This is a genomic window from Dyella sp. SYSU CM1112, assembly GCF_058216415.1.
In genome coordinates this window covers 45,121-65,994 of record NZ_JBZEGI010000017.1, presented here as the reverse complement: position 1 = coordinate 65,994, position 20,874 = coordinate 45,121, and the positions used below count along the sequence as shown (strand labels likewise).

19 protein-coding genes are annotated in these 20,874 nt (G+C 60.7%); 9 read left to right on the top strand and 10 right to left on the bottom strand.

Going from position 1 to position 20,874, the window contains the following annotated elements; translation table 11 throughout:
* Window positions 1-4 precede the first annotated feature (4 nt).
* Genes AC4HNJ_RS19095 through AC4HNJ_RS19070 form a run of 6 tightly spaced genes read left to right on the top strand, consistent with a single transcriptional unit; the run spans window position 5 to window position 5,782 of the window.
* Complete coding sequence (locus AC4HNJ_RS19095) at window positions 5-403, top strand: CidA/LrgA family protein (protein ID WP_490481193.1); 399 nt, start codon at window positions 5-7, stop codon at window positions 401-403.
* On the top strand, window positions 403-1,128 hold the full coding sequence (locus tag AC4HNJ_RS19090) for an LrgB family protein (RefSeq protein WP_490481192.1): 726 nt from the start codon (window positions 403-405) through the stop codon (window positions 1,126-1,128). Before AC4HNJ_RS19095 ends, AC4HNJ_RS19090 begins: the two co-directional genes overlap by 1 nt.
* 37 nt (window positions 1,129-1,165) lie before the next feature.
* Window positions 1,166-1,876, top strand: coding sequence for a gluconate 2-dehydrogenase subunit 3 family protein (locus tag AC4HNJ_RS19085; RefSeq protein WP_490481191.1), 711 nt, complete (start codon window positions 1,166-1,168; stop codon window positions 1,874-1,876).
* Window positions 1,873-3,648 (top strand): GMC family oxidoreductase, encoded by a 1,776-nt coding sequence (locus AC4HNJ_RS19080; RefSeq protein WP_490481190.1) that lies wholly within the window; start codon window positions 1,873-1,875, stop codon window positions 3,646-3,648. The genes AC4HNJ_RS19085 and AC4HNJ_RS19080 overlap by 4 nt, the downstream gene beginning before the upstream one ends.
* Complete coding sequence (locus tag AC4HNJ_RS19075) at window positions 3,645-5,015, top strand: c-type cytochrome (protein WP_490481189.1); 1,371 nt, start codon at window positions 3,645-3,647, stop codon at window positions 5,013-5,015. Before AC4HNJ_RS19080 ends, AC4HNJ_RS19075 begins: the two co-directional genes overlap by 4 nt.
* Window positions 5,016-5,056: 41 nt before the next feature.
* Entirely contained in the window at window positions 5,057-5,782 is a 726-nt protein-coding gene (locus AC4HNJ_RS19070; RefSeq protein WP_490481188.1) for an HAD-IA family hydrolase, read from the top strand.
* Window positions 5,783-5,837: 55 nt separating this feature from the next.
* Here the strand turns inward: AC4HNJ_RS19070 and AC4HNJ_RS19065 are convergent, their stop codons facing one another.
* From AC4HNJ_RS19065 to AC4HNJ_RS19020, 10 genes are all read right to left on the bottom strand, one after another.
* The gene (locus AC4HNJ_RS19065) at window positions 5,838-6,143 is read right to left on the bottom strand and encodes a hypothetical protein (RefSeq protein WP_490481187.1); all 306 of its coding nucleotides are present in this window, start codon (window positions 6,141-6,143) and stop codon (window positions 5,838-5,840) included.
* Between the two features lie 145 nt (window positions 6,144-6,288).
* On the bottom strand, window positions 6,289-6,948 hold the full coding sequence (locus AC4HNJ_RS19060) for a DUF3313 domain-containing protein (RefSeq protein WP_490481186.1): 660 nt from the start codon (window positions 6,946-6,948) through the stop codon (window positions 6,289-6,291).
* 29 nt (window positions 6,949-6,977) lie between these two features.
* Window positions 6,978-7,316 carry a hypothetical protein gene (locus AC4HNJ_RS19055; protein WP_490481185.1) on the bottom strand — a complete coding sequence of 113 codons (339 nt, stop codon included), beginning with the start codon at window positions 7,314-7,316 and terminating at the stop codon, window positions 6,978-6,980.
* A 105-nt stretch (window positions 7,317-7,421) separates the two neighbouring features.
* Window positions 7,422-7,949: a YMGG-like glycine zipper-containing protein gene (locus tag AC4HNJ_RS19050; RefSeq protein WP_490481184.1), complete on the bottom strand. Its 528-nt coding sequence runs from the start codon at window positions 7,947-7,949 to the stop codon at window positions 7,422-7,424.
* Window positions 7,950-7,999: 50 nt separating this feature from the next.
* On the bottom strand, window positions 8,000-8,833 hold the full coding sequence (locus tag AC4HNJ_RS19045) for a sterol desaturase family protein (protein ID WP_490481183.1): 834 nt from the start codon (window positions 8,831-8,833) through the stop codon (window positions 8,000-8,002).
* Window positions 8,834-9,062: 229 nt separating this feature from the next.
* Entirely contained in the window at window positions 9,063-10,565 is a 1,503-nt protein-coding gene (locus AC4HNJ_RS19040; protein ID WP_490481182.1) for an efflux transporter outer membrane subunit, read from the bottom strand.
* On the bottom strand, window positions 10,555-13,629 hold the full coding sequence (locus AC4HNJ_RS19035) for an efflux RND transporter permease subunit (protein ID WP_490481181.1): 3,075 nt from the start codon (window positions 13,627-13,629) through the stop codon (window positions 10,555-10,557). The genes AC4HNJ_RS19040 and AC4HNJ_RS19035 overlap by 11 nt, the downstream gene beginning before the upstream one ends.
* A 3-nt stretch (window positions 13,630-13,632) precedes the next feature.
* The gene (locus AC4HNJ_RS19030) at window positions 13,633-16,677 is read right to left on the bottom strand and encodes an efflux RND transporter permease subunit (protein ID WP_490481180.1); all 3,045 of its coding nucleotides are present in this window, start codon (window positions 16,675-16,677) and stop codon (window positions 13,633-13,635) included.
* A complete protein-coding gene (locus tag AC4HNJ_RS19025; RefSeq protein ID WP_490481179.1) occupies window positions 16,674-16,910 on the bottom strand; it encodes a hypothetical protein in 237 nt (78 codons plus the stop codon). Before AC4HNJ_RS19025 ends, AC4HNJ_RS19030 begins: the two co-directional genes overlap by 4 nt.
* Window positions 16,910-18,037 (bottom strand): efflux RND transporter periplasmic adaptor subunit, encoded by a 1,128-nt coding sequence (locus AC4HNJ_RS19020; RefSeq protein WP_490481178.1) that lies wholly within the window; start codon window positions 18,035-18,037, stop codon window positions 16,910-16,912. Before AC4HNJ_RS19020 ends, AC4HNJ_RS19025 begins: the two co-directional genes overlap by 1 nt.
* A 317-nt stretch (window positions 18,038-18,354) precedes the next feature.
* On the opposite strand from AC4HNJ_RS19020, the gene ompR reads away from it, so the two are divergent.
* From ompR to AC4HNJ_RS19005, 3 genes are all read left to right on the top strand, one after another.
* Window positions 18,355-19,077, top strand: a complete 723-nt coding sequence (gene ompR / locus AC4HNJ_RS19015; protein ID WP_490481177.1) for an osmolarity response regulator transcription factor OmpR — start codon at window positions 18,355-18,357, stop codon at window positions 19,075-19,077.
* Window positions 19,070-20,389, top strand: a complete 1,320-nt coding sequence (locus AC4HNJ_RS19010) for an ATP-binding protein (RefSeq protein WP_490481176.1) — start codon at window positions 19,070-19,072, stop codon at window positions 20,387-20,389. The genes ompR and AC4HNJ_RS19010 overlap by 8 nt, the downstream gene beginning before the upstream one ends.
* Window positions 20,390-20,525: 136 nt before the next feature.
* Window positions 20,526-20,813 carry an EF-hand domain-containing protein gene (locus tag AC4HNJ_RS19005; protein ID WP_490481175.1) on the top strand — a complete coding sequence of 96 codons (288 nt, stop codon included), beginning with the start codon at window positions 20,526-20,528 and terminating at the stop codon, window positions 20,811-20,813.
* Window positions 20,814-20,874: the final 61 nt, after the last annotated feature.

The following is a 20,874-nucleotide window of genomic DNA, read 5'->3' as shown; positions in this document are numbered from 1 at the left end:
CACCATGCCTGCGGCTTTCGCCCTGCTCATCGGCGCGCAACTCGCTGGGGAAATTTTGCGGCGTAGCTTGCATCTGCCCTTGCCCGGCCCCGTCATTGGCATGTTTCTGCTCGCGTTGTTGTTATTGCTTCGCCATCGCGATACCGGGAAGGCTGATGCGGTGCCTGCGCCGCTCGCGCAGGTCGCGCAAGCGCTGATCACCAATATGGGGCTGCTGTTTATTCCTGCCGGCGTCGGCATCACCACGGAAATCGCCATCCTGCGGCAGGCATGGCTACCGATCATCGCCGGCTTGATCGTTTCCACCGTGCTCGGTTTGATCGTCACCGCACTGGTCATGCATCACGTCACGCGCATGACGCAGCATGGCGATGCAAGCGCATCCTCGGCGGAAGCGCCGTGATGCCTGCGCCACTGCGTGCGCTTTGGACGCCACTTGCCATGACGCCGCTGCTCTGGCTGGCACTGACGCTGCTTGCGTATCTGTTCGGCCGCAAGGCGCAGCAGTGGTGCAAGGGTTCGCCCTTCGCCAATCCGGTCCTGATCGGCATTGCGATCATGGCCGCACTGATCGAATCGACGCACACTCCCTACAGCACTTACTTCGCGGGTGCGCAGTTCATCCATTTCCTGCTCGGTCCGGCCACGGTCGCCTTGGCCGTGCCGCTGGCCTTGAACCTCAAGCATGTGCGCGAAAGCTTCCAGGGTTTGGGATTGGCTTTGCTGGCAGGTTCGCTCACTACCGCATTAAGCGGTGTGCTGATCGTCTGGCTGCTGGGCGGCGGGCGCGCGGTGGCGCTATCGATGGCGCCGAAATCCGTCACCACACCCATCGCCATGGCCGTTGCGCAGGAAGTGGGCGGTCTGCCCGCACTCACCGCAGCGCTGGCCATTGCCGGTGGCATCGTGGCCGCGGCCATCGGACAAAGTGTGCTGCGTTGGCTACGCATCGACGACTGGCGCGCACACGGACTGGCGGCCGGCATCGCCGGTAGTGGCGTCGCCGCTGCGCAGGTTGCGCCATTGAGCGGCCTCGCCGCGGCATTTGCCGCCATCGGCATCGGCCTCAACGGCTTGCTCACCGCGCTGATCGTTCCGCTCCTCGCGCAGTGCTGGCCGCCCACCTGACTTGCCTGCCACCCCTTCCATCACCGAAGCAAACGCCATGACCGACGAGCGCTTTTTCAACTCACGCCGACGTTTCCTTTCCAATGCGTTGCTTGCTGCACCATCGCTGGGCTTGCTTGGCGCTACCGGCCTGTCACACGTGTCGCCACCGGAAGGCGATGCGGACAGCCATTACGAGCCGATTTATTTCACCGAGCAGGAATGGGCGTTCATCGTTGCCGCCGTTGATCGCTTGATTCCTTCGGATGCGGATGGACCGGGTGCTGTGGATCTGAATGTGCCGGTGTTCATCGACCGGCAGATGGAAGACGCTTACGGACACGGCGGCTACTGGTACATGCAGGGGCCATTTCACCCCGAAGCGCCACCGACGCTCGGTTATCAATTGCGCTTCACGCCACGCGAGCTTTATCGCACCGGCATCGCCGAAATCGATGCGTGGTGCGCGCACCAACATGGCAAACCGTTTGCACAACTCGATGCCGATACGCGCGATGCCGTGCTGCATCAGCTCGAACAGGGTGCAGTCGAGTTATCCAGCATGCCGTCGGCGGTGTTTTTCAATCAGCTGTTGCAAAACACGCGTGAAGGCTATTTCGCCGATCCCATGTACGGCGGCAACAAGGGCATGGGCGCCTGGAAGCTGATCGGCTTTCCCGGAGCACGCGCGGATTTCACGGACTGGGAAGACCAGCAAGGCAAGGTCTATCCGCTGGGTCCGGTTTCCATCAAGGGGAGCAAAGCATGAAACGGATGAAACCTGTCGATGCCGTGATCGTCGGCTTCGGCTGGACCGGAGCGATCATGGGCAAGGAATTGACCGATGCCGGACTGGACGTCGTAGCGCTGGAACGCGGCGAATACCGCGACACCTCGCCGGATTTCAGTTATCCGAAGATCATCGACGAATTGGCTTACGGCATCCGCGGCAAACTGTTCCAATCGCTGCCCCGCGAAACGGTCACGATACGCCATAACGTTGGCGACACCGCCGTGCCGTATCGGCAGTTCGGCGCGTTCCTGCTCGGCAACCACGTCGGTGGTGCGGGCGTGCATTGGAACGGCCAGCATTACCGTGCCTCGCCGGAAGACCTCAAGCTGCGCACGCACATCAGCGAACGCTATGGCAAGCAGTTCATTCCGGCCGATATGACGATCCAGGATTGGGGTGTCGACTATGCCGAACTTGAACCGTTTTTCGATCACTTCGAGCACGTATGCGGCACCTCCGGCCAAGCCGGCAATCTTCATGGCCAGCCGATCGAAGGTGGCAATCCGTTCGAAGGCTTCCGCTCGAATGCCTATCCCAACCCACCTGTAGCCGACAGTTACGGCGCGCAGCTGTTCGCCAAGGCTGCGCGCGACCTCGGCTACAAGCCTTTTCCGCAACCGGCAGCGAATGCGTCCCGGCCTTACACCAATCCTTATGGCGTGCGTTTGGGTCCGTGCAATCTGTGCGGCTTCTGCGAACGTTTCGGTTGCTTCATGTATTCGAAAGCGTCGCCGCAAACGACGATCCTGCCGATCCTGATGAAACGCTCGAATTTCGCGCTACGCACGCAAAGCCATGTCATCCGCGTCAATCTCGATGCCGGCGGCAAGCGCGCCACCGGCGTGACCTATATCGATGCGCAAGGACAGGAAGTGGAGCAGCCGGCGGAGATGGTCATCCTGTCCGCCTACCAGATGCACAATGTGCGCCTGATGCTGCTGTCCGGCATCGGCAAACCGTATGACCCCGTAAGCGGCACCGGCACCGTGGGACGCAATTACGCGTACCAGATGATGAGCTACATGTCGGTGTTCTACGACAAAGACGTGGCTATCAATCCCTTTATCGGCGCCGGTTCTGGCGGCAGCCAGATCGTGGACGAATTCAATTCCGATCACTTCGATCACGGCCCGCATGGTTTCATCGGCGGCGCCTACATCATTGGTGGGCAGACAGGCGGGCGCCCGATCCAGCAGCTGGCGGTACCGTCGGGCACGCCGGCATGGGGATCGGCATGGAAACGGGCCGCGCGCGACAACTATCTGCATACCACGTCTGTGGCGACGCACGGCTCGGTCATGTCTTATCGCGACCGCTATCTCGATCTTGATCCCAACTATAGGGATGCCTACGGCCAGCCGCTGTTGCGCATGACCTTCGACTGGCATGACAACGAATACAAAATGAGCCGCTTCGTCACCGACCGTGCGGAAGACATCATCGCGCAGATGAAACCGCGCGAGCACTCGCTGCGTATCAATGCGCCGGGGCATCATTTCGATGCACGCGTCTACCAGACCACGCATACCACCGGCGGCGCGATCATGGGCACCGATCCGGCGACCAGCGCCATCAACCGCTATTTGCAAAGCTGGGATGTGCACAACGTCTTCGTGTTCGGCGCATCCGCGTTCCCGCAAAACATCGGCTATAACCCCACCGGCATGGTCGGTGCGCTGACCTACTGGTCGGCCAAGGCAATCCGCGAGCAATACCTGAAACAGCCCGGTCCGATGGTGCAAGCATGAACGCCTCCGCTCACGTCCGTTCGTCGATGCGTATCTGGCTCGTGTTGGTTTGGCCGATCATGGCTGTGCTGCTGATCGCGTGGCTCGCCACGCTCGTCTTCCGAGGCGGTGGCGATCCCCACGCCACGTTAGCCGCGCCGGTCACCGATGCACTGATCACGCGCGGCGCCTACCTGGCGCGCGTGGGCGATTGCGTCGCTTGCCATAGCGCGCCCGGCGGAAAGCCGTTCGCAGGCGGCCTTCCCATCCAGGCACCAGTCGGCGTGATCTATAGCAGCAACATCACGCCGGACCTGGACACCGGCATCGGCCACTACACCTACGGGCAGTTCGAGCGCGTCGTGCGGCGAGGGATTGCGCCATCGGGAGAAACGCTTTACCCGGCGATGCCGTATCCCTCTTACGCAAAGATCAGCGATGAAGACATGCAGGCGTTATATGCGTACTTCATGCACGGCGTCACGCCGGTCCATCAAGCCAATCGGCGCAACGGCATCCCGTGGCCATTGTCGATGCGCTGGCCGTTGGCGTATTGGCGCTGGATGTTCGCACCCCATATCGGCGAACACGTCTCTGCCCCTGGCATCGACGAACTGGCACGCGGCGCCTACCTGGTCGAAGGACTCGGGCATTGCGGTGCATGCCACACGCCTCGCGGACCGGCGTTCGAGGAAAAGGCTCTTGATGCGAAAGACGGCAACACCTACCTCAGCGGTTCGACGATCGATCACTGGGTGGCGCCTAGTCTGCGCAACGATCGCGTGCATGGCATCGGCGCGATGAGCGCGGCCCAGCTGGTTGCTTTGCTGAAGACCGGACGCAACGACACTACCGCGATCTTCGGCGGCATGAGCGACGTGGTGCACCAAAGCACGCAGTACATGAGCGATGCCGATCTGCATGCCGTCGCGGCGTATCTGCAATCATTGCCTGCACCGAGTGTGTCCGCGCGTCGCTACGATCCCACCGTCGCAGAGATGCTTCACCAAGGGAACGTATCCCAACCCGGCGCGCAGCTGTTTCTCGACAACTGCGCGGCCTGCCATCGCAGCCATGGGCGCGGTTACCAGCAGACCTTCCCTGCACTGGCCTTGAATCCGGTCGTCAACAACGATGATCCGACCTCGCTGATCCACCTAGTGCTGGATGGCGGCGTCATGCCCGGCACGCAGGCTGCACCCACCGAGTTTGCGATGCCGGCCTTCAACGATCGACTGTCCAATGAAGATATCGCCCAGGTGCTGACCTTCATCCGTAGCAGCTGGGGCAATCAGGCGCCGCCAGTCATGGCACAGCAAGTTGCGCATGTGCGCCGTGCCGTGCCCAAGACATCTTCACCCATGACCGATTACGATCCACGCCGATAACCTGCCTTCCCGCACAACGCCCTTCTCTCAAGCGACACCCCATGAGCGAACACGCTGCTTCTTCTCTGTTATCAACCGGGATACAGCCGGGCGATGCGCCCATAGCCGTTTTCGATCTGGATGGCACGCTGGCCGACAGTGCGCCGGATATCGCCAGGGCGATCAATATCTCCCTCGCAGCCCGTGGCCTGCTGCCGTTGACGGTTGCCGACGTCACCTCACTGCTCGGCAACGGTCTCAAGGTCCTGGCGCAGCGTGCGTTTGCCTTGCGGCATGCAATGATCGAGGAGGAAGAAGTTCATGCCTTCATCGCACGCTACGTCGCACATCCGGTCATCGAAACCCGACTGTATCCCGATGTCGAGGATGTGCTCGCGCAACTGGCGCAAGACAGATGGCGCATGGCTGTGTGTACCAACAAGGCGGAAGCCGCCGCGGTGCTGGTGCTCGAAGAACTCGGCATACGCGATTATTTCGACGCCATCTGCGGCGGCGACACGGTTACCGCGCAAAAGCCGCATGCAGCCCATTTGCTGACGACACTCGAACGTGCCGGTGCAAGCACCCCGCACGCCATCATGATCGGCGACCACCCGGCCGACGTCGCCGTCGCGCGTGCCTGCCGTGTTCCATGCATCTTTGCTGCCTGGGGTTACGGCGTTAGCGCAACGGAGGGCGAAGACATCCTGCGTGCCGAGCGTTTCGCCGAACTCCCCTCCCTGTTAGACCGCCTTCACCATCGGCGCAAAAGCGTCGTTTCGGCCTGACGGCCTTTCAGTGGGTAACGGTGGCTGCATCACGACAGCCACCGCCATTCGCTACTTACAAATCGAATGCACTGAGTGACTTTGCCAAGCCGTGTGGCCGATCGAAATCGAATACGCTTCGATAAGGCATGGACCTGTTCACTGCGAAATCAAGCGCACTCGGTGCATGAAGCGTCCGGTCGAAATCCAGCGCGCTTGGATAAGAAGACATCGCCGCGCGATCAAAATCCAGCGCACTTGCGTAACCAGGCTCTCCTGCCCGAGGCACGGCAAAGTCGAGAGCGCTGCCCAAAACTTGTCGAGCCGTGCCTGCATCGTTCCAGCGGGACGCTATATACGCGTTGTCATGCATCGTCTTCATCGTAACCACCTTTGCGTCGTTTCAAGCGAAATGCTTCGATGACGAGTGCATTGTGGGCTCCGCCCTGGCCGTGATGAAGCACCGGCAGCGCAAATGATTTTTGTCGAAAACGGCACCTCTATTCAGGCTCCTCCAGCGCCTTTATCTACTGAAACTCCGCCAGCAATCCCTTGGCACCTTTGCGAATGCCGGTCTCCGCAGCACTGAGCGTCCCTACGCTTGCCGGTATGTTTTCGGCAGCCGGATATTGCTGGGAAATGAAAGCACGCAGCAAGCGATTCGACGTGCTGTCATAGATTTCCACCGCATAGGTCACCGAGCCCATCAGGCGCGATTTTTTGTCGGCCACGCTGCGTATCGTATTGAGCACCACGCCAACGGGAACCAACTGCTTCACCGTCGCCAAAACAGGGATCGTTCCGGCAGCTCCCGTCAAGGTCACATGCACGCGTAATGTCGCTGCGCCGGGCATGGACGTCAGCGAATATTTCGAGCCAAGCGTCTGCGCGAACTGTGCCTGCATGTAATCGGCCAGCGCCTTACGGTCCTTCTCGGACAGCTTTCCAAATTGCTGGTCGGCGCCGTCATATATCACGACCGGATCGAGCATAACGCTGGTATAGCGTGACCAGTCATCGTCTGTGGCGGTATAAAGATAAGGCGTATGCGCTTTTTTATCCTGGGTATTCGGCGCCAGATACGCGGCGGAATCCAGCCCGTGATAGATCACGGGATGCGCCGTGCTGGCGCATCCCGCAAGCAAGCCGGTCATGAGCAGCGCTGACAGGCGTTTCTTCAATGACATGTTGGGCACCGTCGTTTCCATCTTCCTGGTCATGGCACGTAGTAGTAGTAAGGCGCAGGCGTATACACGACCGGCGGTGCCGTGTAGACCGTCACCGGCGGTGCAGCGCTGTAGACCACGGTGTGCGGTGGCGAGGCGGCGGCGACCGTAGCGCCCACCGCAAGACCTGTCACGACGCCCGCGGCGATTGCACCACCGCCATAACAGCAAGGCGCAGGATGAATGCCCCAATACGGGCCGGTGACGTGAACCGTGGTGACTCGGGCCGGTGCCACCCAATGCGTGGTAACGACGGTGGCCGCCTCGGCGGCCGGTGCCGCACCTGCGATAACTGCTGCGCCAAGCAAAGCTGCGTAAAGCTTATTCATGCTGTTTACTCCTCTTCTTCTCGTACTCACCGTGATGGTGGACTTGATAAGTTGTTGTTCTGACAATCCGTATAAATACGTTGCCGATGATCGGCGCTTACCGATTCATCCCGCCGGATAAATGACGACCGGTGGCGGTGGCGGCGTCAGGTAGATCAGACGTTGCACCGGCGCCGGCGGGCGAGGAAGTTGCTCCCCGTTCGCCGCCATGCATTGCGCGTACGCTGTGTCGTAATGCTGTTGCGCAGCGTCGCGGGCGTGCTGCGTACCTTGCGCACCGGCCAGTACGCCGGCCAGCAGACCAGCTCCTGCGCCGATGGCCGCGCCATTGCCTGCATGTCCGCTGGCATTGCCGAGCAAGGCGCCCGCCGCAGCGCCGATACCTGCGCCGGCTGCCGCGTGTGCCACCTGGTTCGACTGCGTTTGTGGGTTGCTTAGCTGTCCGCTGGAATGCGAGGCGTAACTCCGGCACGTCAGGTCGTGTTGCTGAAACACGGCAAAGCTTTCGCCGGGACGCGGCATCACCGTAATGCTGGGCCCGATCGGTGGTGCCGTCACGCAGGCACTCAGCGCCAGTGTCGCAGCGATGGGCAACGCCGAGCGGCAGACGCAATGCACAAGGGATTTCCGCATGATCGATTCCTTTTCTGATTCGAAAAACACAGGGCGCTCCTCTTTCGAGGTCAGGTAGGCCGGCCAAGTGCCACGCGTGCCGCAGCCCAAAGGTTGGGCGCGCGATACATGTCGACCAGCAAGCGACGCCATTCGCCAAGCGCGAGCACCAGAGGATTCTTCGAACCGACCGGATGCGCGAGGCCATAGCGCAGCGGTTCGGCGGGTATCTCTTTGGCGAACGTGCCGAACAGGCGGTCGTAGATGATCAGCACGCCACCGTAGTTCTTATCGAGATACGGGCCGTTGCAGGCGTGATGGACGCGATGGTGCGACGGCGTGTTCAACACCCATTCCAGCGGTCCCAGCTTGATGTTCGCCTCGGTATGCAGAAAGAACTGGAAACGCAGGTCCAGCGCCAGCAGAAAAAAGATCAGGCGTGGGTCGAAACCAAGCAACACTACCGGTAGGTAGACCGCCCACCCGGCTGAAAACAAATGCGTCCAGCCAAGCCGCACGGCGGATAGAAATGTAATTTCCTCCGGCGTGTGATGAACGGAATGATTCGCCCAGAGCCAACGCACTTGGTGACTGAAGCGGTGGTACCAGTAATAGGCGAACTCCACCACGAAGAAACCGATAACCCAGGTACGCCAGTCGTGCAGCGACCAATGCCAGGGAGCCACGTGCCACGCAAGCAGGAACAGCGGGCTAATCATCAAGGCACCCAGCCCATCGAAGGCCCGATGCCCTACGGCAATGGCGAGCGTCGACAGGGCACCACGAAAGTCATAACCCTTGCTGGCAATAAACAAACGCCAGACCAGTTCCAACAGCACGACACCCAGGGCAATGAATAGCAGCAGGAAGGTGTGACCGGTATACAGATGAAAAGCGCGGTGCATGGCGTGTCTTCTGACAAAGAGGTGGCGGTAGAAGGAAAACGTCCCAACGTGCCGACAAGCCCATTGCATGGGATTTGCAACCGTGGCCTTTCGATCACCCCACGAAACGGCCGAAAGAGAACAGGGACGAATCGTGGCATAGCGTTCAGGAGCGTTTTTCCAGTGCGACCAGCTTCGCGCGCAAACGTAAATAGGCGATGTCCGTGGCCGGCCTGTTTGTTTCAATCTGTTAAAACGCCGCGCTCGACTGGTGGTCATGGATGGACGCCGTAGCTGCAATCCCAACTACGGCGGGCATGGGCGCCGTACCGCCCAGCGCAGCGATCAGCGTGACGCTGGCTTCGCTGGCTTCCGCCGCGGCATCGCTGGCGTTGCGCTCGGCTGTCAGCCATTTCAATTGCTGGTTGATCAGGTCTTCATCGCTTGCCGTCCCGGCCATCTGCTGCGCATGAACGTGCTCCAGCAGCGTGCCCTGGCGCTCCATCACCTGCCCTTGATATTCACGCTGCTCGCGCAAGTGATCGAGCGAAGACAAACCATCTTCGACCTCCTGAAAGGCGGAAAGCACGCTTTGTCGGTAGCCGGCGACCGCTGCGTCATAACCTGCCCGCGCTTGTGCGACCGCGGCGTGCCGTGCGCCACCGTCGAACAAGGTTTCGGCAAGCTGGGGACCGAGCGACCACACCCGATTCGGCGCCTCGAACAATCCCGCCCAGGCGTTGTTGCTGTAGCCGCTTCCCGCGGTCAGCTGCAACGACGGAAAATAAGCGGCCTTCGCTACGCCGATCTGTGCATTGGCCGCAGCGACCTGTCGCTCGGCAGCCGCGATATCGGGACGACGACGCAACAACTGGGACGGCAGCGTGACAGGTATCGTCGCTTCGACGAAGCGGTAATCGTTGCGCGGCGCCACAGTCAACTTACCCGGCGCCTGGCCACACAACACGGCAATGGCGTGCTCGTATTGCGCGCGTGCAATGCGTGCATTGGCCAGCGTTACCTTGGCGGCGTCCAGATTGTTTTGCGCATTCAGCACATCATCGCCCGAGGCCACGCCACGGCGTTCCGATTGCTCGGTGATCGCCAGCAACCTCGCATTGAGCGACTGCTCTCGTTCCAGCAAGGCGATGTCGCGATCCGATTGACGCAAGCTGAGGTAATCGTTGACCAGGCTGGTAGTGATGCTCAGCCTTTCCGCCGCCACCTCAGCGGCTTGCGATTGTACATTTGCACGTTGCGCCTCCACATCGCGGCGCAGTTTGCCCCAGAAATCAGGTTCCCAGCTCGCGCTCGCTTCAGCCGTTATGGTTTGCGCGATCGGATTGGCCCCCAGGGTTTGCAAAAGTTTGGGGGACGAACCCAGTTGCCGCTCCAGGTCGGTTCGCCCACGCGAACCGGAGACATCCAGGCCCAATGAAGGCATGTATTGGGCACGCGCCGCGCGCACGCTGGCCTGCGCCTGACGATATGCTGCTTGAGCCTTGGCAAGATCCTGATTCGCACGCAATGCCTGCACGACCAGACCGTTCAACTGCGTGTCGCCGAAATCCCGCCACCACTCGCCGCCATCGGCCGGCAACTGATCCGGCACCACGCGCTGCCAGACAAGGTCGCCTTCCTTGAAGGAGTCCGGCAGCGGCACGGTGGGACGTCGATAATCCGGCCCGACAGCACAGCCGGCAAGTGCGACGAACGCAGCAATGGTCGATATGGAATGGAACTTACGCTTCACGAGGAGCCTCGCGGATATGCCGCTGTCGCAGGCGATCCATGCACAGATAGATCGCGGGGGTGGAATAAAGCGTCAGCAACTGGCTCAGCAAGAGACCGCCGATAATGCTTACGCCGAGAGGTTTCCGGAATTCCGAGCCATAACCTGAGCCGATCACCAGCGGCAACGCGCCAAGCATGGCGGCGAGCGTCGTCATCAGGATCGGACGAAAGCGCGTCAGGCTGGCGCGATAGATCGACTGCAACGAATCCAGCCCGTGATCGCGCTCTTGCTTGAGTGCAAAATCGACCATCATGATGCCGTTCTTCTTGACGATGCCGATCAGCAGAATGATGCCGATCAGTGCAATGACGCTGAATTCCTCATGCAGCAGCAACAGCGCCAGCAAGGCGCCCACGCTCGCTGATGGAAGGGTTGAAAGAATCGTCAGCGGATGAATGAAACTTTCGTAGAGCATGCCGAGCACAATGTAGACGGCCAGCAGCGAAGCCAGGATCAACAAGGGCATCGATTGCGTGGTCTGCTGGGATGCCTGCGCGCTTCCGGCGAATCCTGCCATAACGGCGCGCGGTAGATTCAATGCCGCAACGGCTTTGCTCACGGCCTGGATGGCCGTGCCGATGGCCGCTCCGGGTTTCAAGTTGAAAGACAGCGTGACGGCAGGAAACTGCCCCTGATGCGATAGTGAGATCGCAGCCGGAGCGATCGTCATACGCGACAACGCACTCAACGGCACTAATGCCGATGGTGTCCCGGAGGATGGCACATAGATCGCGCGCAATGCCGAAGGATCCTGCCAATAGCGCGGCGCCAGCTCCATCACGACGTGGTATTCGTTCATGGAACGATACATGGTGGAGACCTGGCGTTGGCCGAAAGCGTCATACAAGGTCTGGTCGATGTTCGACATCGATACGCCAAGGCGCGCTGCCGCATCGCGGTCCACCTGCACTTTGGTACTTAGCGACTGGTCTTCCTTGTCGCTGCTGACGTCGGTAAGCATGGGCAGTTTGCGCAACACGGCTTCCACTTTGGGCGCCCACTCATCCAGCGTGCTCATGCGATCCGCCGACAAGCTGTATTGATATTGGGCGGCGGTCTGGCGTCCGCCCACGGTGATGTCCTGTACCGCCTGGAACGTCACCCTCAGGCCGGCGTCGTTGGCGAACGTGTCATGCAACCATCCGATCACTTGCGTGGCGGAGACATGGCGCTGGCCGAACGGTTTCAATGTGGCGTACACCGCTGCCGTATTATTGGCATTCACGCCACTGCCGCCGACGAAGCCGAACACGCCATCGATGGCCGGGTTACCGCGCATGCGCGCCACCACATCGGTGAAGCGACGCTTCATATCATCGAAAGAAATGTTCTGCGGCGCCTGGATCTGGCCGATCAGCAACCCCGTATCCTGCTCGGGGAAAAAGCCCTTCAGAATGATCGCCATCAGTACCACGCTGAGCACGAACGCACCGGCGGTCGCGCCGACCATGCCGCGTGGATGCTCCAGCACGATGCGCAGGCTGCGCGCGTACCAGCCATGCTCGCGCATCGCCACGATATCTCGCTGCCCTGCTTCGTCGGCACGCAGCAGAACACGGCACATCATCGGTGTCAGCGCGAGCGAAATGATCATCGACACCAGCACGGCGGCCGCAAGCGTGACGGAAAATTCACGGAACAGGCGGCCCGCCAAACCGCTCATCAACAGCAGCGGAGTGAACACTGCCACCAGCGACAGGCTGATCGAAAACACGGTAAAGCCCACTTCACCCACACCGTCGAGCGCGGCATCGATGCGCGACTTGCCCATCGCCAGGTGCCGCATGGTGTTCTCCACCACGACGATCGCATCGTCGACCACGAAGCCGGTCGCTACCGTGAGCGCCATCAACGACAGGATGTTGAGACTGAAACCGCAGGCCCACATGACACCGAAGGTGCCGAGCAGCGAGAGTGGCACCACGATGGCCGGCACCAGCGTTGCGCGCCAGTTGCGGAAAAACGCCCACGTCACCGCGATCACCAGCAAGATGGAAATCAACAGCGTCAATTCGACATCGCGCAGCGAAGCCTGGATGGTTTGCGTGCGATCCAGCACGATGCCCAGCGCGATGTTGGCCGGAATCGCCGCCGATAGCTGCGGCAGTTCGCGCTTGATGCGCTCTACCGTGGCGACCACGTTGGCGCCGGGCCGCTTGCTGATGATGATGGCGACCGCTTGCCTGCCATTGATCAACCCGAAATTACGCAGGTTTTCGTTGGACTCCTGCGTCTGGCCGAGATCGTCGATGCGTACCACCGCGCCGTGGTTATTCAACACGACCAGCGGTCGATAATCATCCGGCTGCAGCAAGCTATCGTTCGCATGGATCACGACATGGCGCCTGCCGGCATCGACACTTCCCTTGGGAAGATTGGCATTGGCCGCGGCAAGCGTGCGCTGCACGTCTTCCAGGCTGATGCCCTGATGCGCCAGTTTGTAGGGATCAAGTTCCACCCGCACCGCCGGAAGCGCGCCGCCACCCACCTGTACGTCGCCGACACCGTCGGTCTGCAGCAATTTCTGTTGCAACACCGTGGAAGCGGCGTCGTACATCTGCGCCGTACTCGCCGTGCCGGAGGTCAGGCCCAGCACCAGAATCGGCGCCGCCGCGGGATTGACTTTGCGATAGGTAGGATTGCCATTCATGTCGGCCGGCAGAAAACTCCCTGCCGCGTTGATCGCAGCTTGCACATCGCGTGCAGCGCCATCGATATCGCGATCCAGGTCGAACTGCAGCACGATGCGGACCGAACCGGTATAGCTGGTCGACGTCATCTCGGTCATGCCGGCGATCGAGGCAAATTGCCGTTCCAATGGCAGCGCCACGGAGCTCGCGACCGTTGCCGGATCGGCACCCGGCAAACTGGCGGTAACGGCAATGGTGGGAAACTCCACGTCCGGCAACGACGATACCGGCAATACCTTGAAAGCCAAGGCGCCGAATAGCGCGATGGCAAGGCCTAGTAAACTCGCGGCCACCGGACGCCGCACGAAGGGAGCGGACAGGTGAATCGCCATGACTCAGAGCCGCCTCGCCAACGCCGCCTCGGCACGATGCAGGCCGAGATAAATGACAGGGGTGGTGAACAAGGTCAGCAGTTGGCTCACCACCAGACCACCCATGATCGCGATCCCCAAGGGTTGGCGCAGCTCGGCGCCCATGCCGCCGCCAAACGCCAGCGGCAATGCGCCCAACAATGATGCCATCGTCGTCATCAGGATCGGACGGAAACGCAAGGCGCATGCGCGACGGATGGCATCGAGCGGCGAGAACGCTTCCTTGCGCTCCAGCTCCAGTGCGAAGTCGATCATCATGATCGCGTTCTTCATCACGATACCGATCAGCAACACGATGCCGATCATGCTGATGATGTCGAACTGCTTGCCGGCCAGCCACAACGCGGCCAGCGCGCCGAGCGCGGCCGATGGCAGCGTGGAAAGAATCGTCAGCGGATGGATGAAGCTTTCGTACAACATGCCAAGCATGAGGTAGACCACCACCACCGCCGCGAACATCAGCGCCGCCTGTCCGCCGAGCGAGCCCTGGAAGCTGCCGGCTGCGCCTTGAAACACCAGTTTGATCGAGGCCGGCAGAGGCCATTGCCGCATGAGCCGGTCGATATGCGCGACAGCATCGCCCAGCGCATAACCGGCGCGCAGGTTGAATGAGACATCGGTGTAGGGAAACTGTCCTTCGCGCAGGTTCACCAACGGTGCGCGGCCCATGCGCAAGGTACTCACGCTCGTCAAGGGCACGGGCTTGCCGTCTGTACCCGGCACGTAGAGTTGGCCGATCAGCGTTGCAACATCCTGCCGCTGCCCGGCTGCTGCCAACACGACGTGGTATTGCGTCAGGTCGCTGTAAAGGGTCGAAACCTGCTGCTGTCCATAGGCGGCATCCAGCACGTTGTCGATCGCTTGCACGGTAACGCCTTGTCGTGCAGCGCTGACCCGATCGATATCGAGCATGGCGACAGGGCCTTGCTGCATCGCCTGACTGTTTACATCGGTAAATGCAGGATCGCACTTCATCGCCGCGATAAGGCGCGGCGTCCATACCGCCAGTGCATCGCGGTCGGGCGAGGATAATCCGATGCCGTATGAAGACACACCGGTTTGCGCATCCAGCGTCAGATCCTGGACGGGACGGAGAAATACACCGACATCCGGATCATGCGTACGGGCCAGTGCGCTCAATCGCCGGATCGCCTCATCGGAACCTTGCCCTGGTTTGAGCCGGATCAGAAACGGACTGGCGTTCAGCAAGGCGTTGGCCTGGTTGATCCCCAACGAAGAGGACAATCCAGCTACCGCGGGATCGGACAGCAACAAAGACGCCAGGCGCTTTTGCATAACCTGCATGCTGGCGAATGAGGTCCCGCCCGGCGCTTCCATCACACCCTGCAACAGGCCGGTATCCTGGGTGGGGAAAAAACCTTTCGGTAAAACATAGAGCATCAAGCCTGTCGCCAACGTCGCAACCAGCACGCTGCCCATCGTCAGGCGGCGATGCGCCAGCACCCCATCCAGGCCTTGCAGATACGCGCCTTCGAACCATCGCAGTAGCGCGAACACCTTTTGCTCGCGTTGCGCCCTGAGCATGCGCGCGCAAAGCATCGGTGTCAGCGTCAAGGTGATCAGGGCGGATACGACGATGGCCGCCGAAAGCGTCAGCGCAAACTCACGGAACAGACGTCCGACCACATCGCCCATGAAAAGCAGCGGAATCATCACGGCAATGAGCGACACTGACAGCGAGATAATGGTGAAGCCGACCTGCTGTGCGCCGGCCAACGCGGCCTCCCGCGCGGACTCGCCCTCCTCCATGCGCCGGCTGATGTTTTCGATCATGACGATGGCATCGTCCACCACGAATCCCGCGGCTACCGTCAGTGCCATCAAGGTCAGGTTGTTCAGGCTGAAACCCAGCGCATAGGCGACGCCTAATGTGCCCAGCAAGGACAAGGGCACCGTAACAGCGGGGATGATGGTGGCCGCGCCGGTTCGCAGAAACACCCAGATCACCGCCACTACCAGGACGATCGCCAACAGCAAATCCATCTGCACATTCGCGACGGATGCGCGAATAGTGTCGGTGCGATCATTGATGACGCGCAGTGTCACGGAACGCGGTATGCCCGAAGAAAGCGCAGGCAACGCGGCACGGATGCGCGCCACCGTCGCGATCACATTGGCGCCCGGCTGACGCTGAATGCTAATTAATAAGGATGGCGATCTGTCGACCAAGGCCGATTGGCGACGATCTTCTGCGCCCTCTTCCACCGACGCGACCGATCCCAGCTTGAGTGCCGCATCGCCGTGCCATGCCAATACCAAGGGGCGGTACTGCGCTGCGCTCATCAACTGGTCGTTGGCTTCGATGGCGTAGGACAGGTATCGGCCGTCGATGCTTCCTTTGGGATTGTTGACGTTCGCAGCCTGGATCGCTTGATCGACATCCGTCAGCGTCATGCCGAGGTGAGTCAGCATCGGCAGATTCACATCCACCCGCACCGCAGGCCGCTGGCCCCCGCTGACAGTGACCAGGCCCACACCCGGCATTTGCGAGATTTTCTGCGCAATGCGCGTTTCGGCCAATGCTTGCACGCGGGTTAGCGGCAGCACATCCGACGTCATGGCCAGGGTAAGAATGGCGGTATCGGCCGGATTGACCTTGCTGTACACCGGCGGATACGGAAGGCCTTTGGGAAGGTAAGCACCTGCCGCATTGATCGCGGCCTGCACTTCCTGTTCGGCTTCATCCAGCGACGTTGAAAGGTGGAATTGCAGCGTGACGATCGATACGCCGTCGGCGCTGGTCGAATCCATCTGCATCAGGCCCGCCATCTGCCCGAACTGCCGTTCCAATGGCGAGGTAATGCTTGATCCGATGACCACCGGACCGGCCCCAGGATCGTTCGTGTACACCTGGATGGTGGGGTAATCCACTTGCGGCAACGCCGAGACCGGCAGCAGCCGATAGGCCAGCAAGCCCGCCAGCAATACGGCGAACATCAGGAGCGCCGTTGCCACCGGGCGCTCGATAAACGGACGCGAGATATTCATGTATCCAGCGATCCGTTGCCGCCACGTACAAGATGAAAAGCGGAAGCGGCATGCAACCCATAAGCGCCTATTTCCTGCATGGGCTGGAACGCATCGTCATTACCGGAATCCCAGATCTTCCAGATCACCACAACACCACCGACATACGCGAGCAACAGCAATGCGATGATCAGCACGACGACCACTGGTCGATCGAGCCAATTGAATCGATGATGGGAGCGTGCCTGGCGCATCAGCGTGCGCCTCCGCCTGGATTCGCGCCATCGCTCGATGAAACCACCATGCCATCGTCCAGCGCATCCACGCCGTCGGCAATGACCGCTTCTCCTGCCTGGAGTGGCGATGCGCCATGGGGCTGATCCAACACCACCGTGTCATCGCCATCCACCGGACCGACGACAATCGGCGTGCGCACCGCCTTGCCATCCCGATCGACATACACGTAGTCGCCTTGCGTACCGTGCTGGATGGCACGCGTCGGAATCACTTTGGCCTGGTGCAAGCTGCGGAGCTGCAGCCGCACATTGACGAATTGGTTAGGAAACAGGCGATGCGCCGGATCGTCGAACGTTGCGCGCATCATCACGGTGCCGGTGGAGACATCGATCAGGTTGTCGATGGCATCGAGCCACCCCTTTGCCAGCAACGTGTGATCGGTTCGATCGAATGCCTCGACCATGAGGCGTTGCGCGCCATGCAGTTGCTGCTCCGCGGCCAGGACGTGGGCCAGATCGTCTTCCGGCACGGCAAACTTCACGCTGGTCGGTGCAAACGAAGTCATGGTGACGATGCCAGCGGCATCCGTGGGCTGCACCAGGTTGCCCGCGTCGACGGCGCGCAGCCCCACCACGCCATCAATAGGAGCACGCACCTGTGTATAGCTCAATTGAACCTGCAGGTTGCCGAGCGATCCCGCATCCGCCTTCACCGCGCCTTCGTATTGCTTTACCAAGGCTGCCTGCGTATCGCACTGCTGTCGGGTGACAGACCCTATCGCGATCAAGGCACGGTCGCGTTGCAGATCGGCATGCGCGTTGTCCAGCAACGCCTGGTCGCGCTGTAGTGTGCCCACCGCAGCCATCACCTGCGCCTTGAGCGCGCGATCATCGATGGTAGCCAACAGGTCACCCGCTTCGACATGCTGGCCCTCGTGGAAACGTATCGAGGTGAGCGTACCCGTGACTTGCGCATGCACCACGACGGTATGAATCGGCGTGACAGTGCCGGGCGCTTCTACGTACACCGGCACATCCTTCAGCCGTACGGGCGTGACGTCCACCTTGCGCGCATCGTCGGCGGCCACGCTGGAATGCCGGCGATGCCATCTCCCGGCGAGAACGACGGCCAGGATGACGCACATTGCCGAGGCCACCGTTACAAAGCATTTTCTTCCGCTGATCTTCACTCGCTCATCTCTGCAAAATCATCGGACAGGTGCGCCATGCCTGGCGCACGCCATCCGAGATGGATTTCCCGCGCCTGGATCAGCGCGATGGCGAAGATTAGGAAGACCTTGTTGGCAGACGATTGCTGCGCCCACCAAGTTTGTTACAAGTTGTTACGAGCAGCCCTGAAACGGCCCAAACCGGGACTACACGCCTTCATGCTGATGCGATAATGCGGACGTCGTCCACACGACAGCTGTGGAAAGCCAGCTACGTTTTCGGAGATCCCGCAGTGAACACGCGACCGCCACGCATCATCATCCTGGACGACGACGCCGAACTGCGCGGCATGCTGCGCCGCTATCTTGGCGAACATGGTTTCGACACGCAGGCGATCGCTAGCGCGGAGCAGCTCGACCGCATGCTTCAGCGCGAACCCTACGATGCATTGGTATTGGATTTGATGATGCCCGGCGAGGACGGTCTTTCGATTTGCCGGCGCCTGCGTGTCATGGGACAAACGATCCCGATCCTGATGCTGACGGCGCGCGGCAATCCGGTCGATCGCATCCTTGGTCTTGAGATGGGCGCCGACGACTACCTGGCCAAGCCGTTCGATCCACGTGAACTGATTGCCCGTTTGAACGCAATGCTGAGGCGGCAAAAAATGCTGCACAACACTCAGACCTGGGGCAATGATGAAATCACCGAATTCGGTCCATTCAAACTGAATATCTCGCGCATGGAACTGCAGCGCGATGGCGAAGTGATTCCACTGACCAGCATGGAATTCCAGCTCTTGCGCGTGTTTGCCGCCAATCCGCGCCGTCCCATGAGTCGCGATCATCTGCAAGACAAAGTGAAAGGGCGCGACCATGACTCCATGGATCGCAGCCTTGACGTGCAGATTTCCCGGCTTCGGCGCAAGATCGAAGATGACCCGTCATCACCGCTGTATATCCGCACCGTGTGGGGGATCGGCTATATGTTCATTCCCGATGGCAGTCATGCCTAGGCTCTGGCCACGTTCCCTATTCGGTCGCAACCTGCTTGTGCTGCTTGCACTGGCCGGTGCCGCACAATTGTCCACGATCTTCGTCTACATCCTTCTGCAACGTCCGCGCGTGGTGGAAGTGGCCGAACTGGTGGCGACGCAGGTCAACACGCTTGATGCGGCGCTCTCCCAGATTCCTGCCGATCACCGTGATGCATACATCGCGCTCGTCGACCGCGTCGGTGGGCGGTTCACCGTGCAGAAGACGCCTCCGCCATTCAGCGAAGCAAAGTCACATGGCCTGCTGGCCGATCTTTTCATTCGTATTGTGCAGGCTCACCTGGACAAGAACATCGAAGTGCGATGGATGGACGGATCCAAACCTCGGGTATGGGTGCACGTCAATATCAGCGGGGAGCGCTACTGGATTTCCCTGCCGATCCACGCCACCCTGCGCTATCGATGGCTGACTTCCGCGATGGTGCTCTCGCTTTGCATGGCGCTCTCGGCGACCCTGGCGGCCATGCTGATCCAGCGGCGCATCAATCAACCACTGCGCGATATCGCCAATGCGGCAAGCAATCTCGGCGCGGGCGGACGTCCGGAACGACTTCCGAACTACAGCACTACCGAACTTGCAGCCGTAGCGGAGCAATTCAACACGATGCTGGACAGCCTGGAGGAAATGGAAGCCTCACGCACCGTGATGCTGGCCGGCATCTCCCACGATATCCGCACGCCGCTTACCAAATTGCGCCTTGCGCTGGCAATGGACAGTCACGCCAGCGAACTTCCGCTCAGCCAATACATCGACCAGATCGATGTGATCGTAGGGCAGTTTCTCGACTTCGGGCGCACCGGCAGCGACGAGCCGCTCGCATGCGGCGATATCAATGAACAGATACGCGAATTGGCCGATGGTTTCGCCGATCGCGGACATCCTTTTGCGCTGTCGCTGCAGTCCTTGCCAGCGTTGTATTTCCGGCCGGTGGCGATGATGCGCGTGATCAACAACCTGATGGAGAACGCCGTCAAGTACGGCGTGGCCGGATTGGAAGTGCAAACCCGTGTTGAAAACAATCACGCGGTCATATCCGTACTCGACCGCGGTCCGGGCCTTCCAGCCGGCGAGGAAACGCACTTGCTCAAACCCTTTGTACGCGCCGACGTCGGCCGGTCGCATGTCAGCGGCAGTGGCCTCGGCCTGGCGATCGTGGATCGCATCGTGCGCTTGCACGGTGGACGCCTTGATTTGCACCGCCGCCTGGGTGGAGGACTGGAAGCGCGCGTCACGCTCCCCTCGGCCCCGCCCTCTCCCATGCTGGCGGGATGATGCCGTCATCACCTGAAACAACTTGCGTATCGATCGCAATAATCGCCCAACACCTTACTCCTAGCATGTCGTCCGTCGGTTGAGTTCATCCGCCGACATGGCCGTGACAGGCCATCACAACACCAAGGAGTATGTCATGCGTATCCATTCATGCTTGTTAGCCATTGCACTGCTGGTGCCTGCATTGGCTGCCGCTGCACCGCAGTCCGACGACTCATCATCACGCGCGCAACGCGCCTTGCAGATGCTCCAACAGAAGTTCGCTGCCGCCGATACCAATCACGACGGCAAGTTGACGCTGGCCGAAGCCCAGGCCGGCATGCCGCGCCTCGCCCAGCATTTCGACGATATCGACACCAACCATCAGGGTTACATCACGCTCGACCAGATCAAGGCTTTCGTCATGAGCCGGCGCGGCGACTGATCCACACGCTTGTATTTGGAATGTAAGCGCGACTTTGGCAAGGCGGCACCCACCTCCGTCA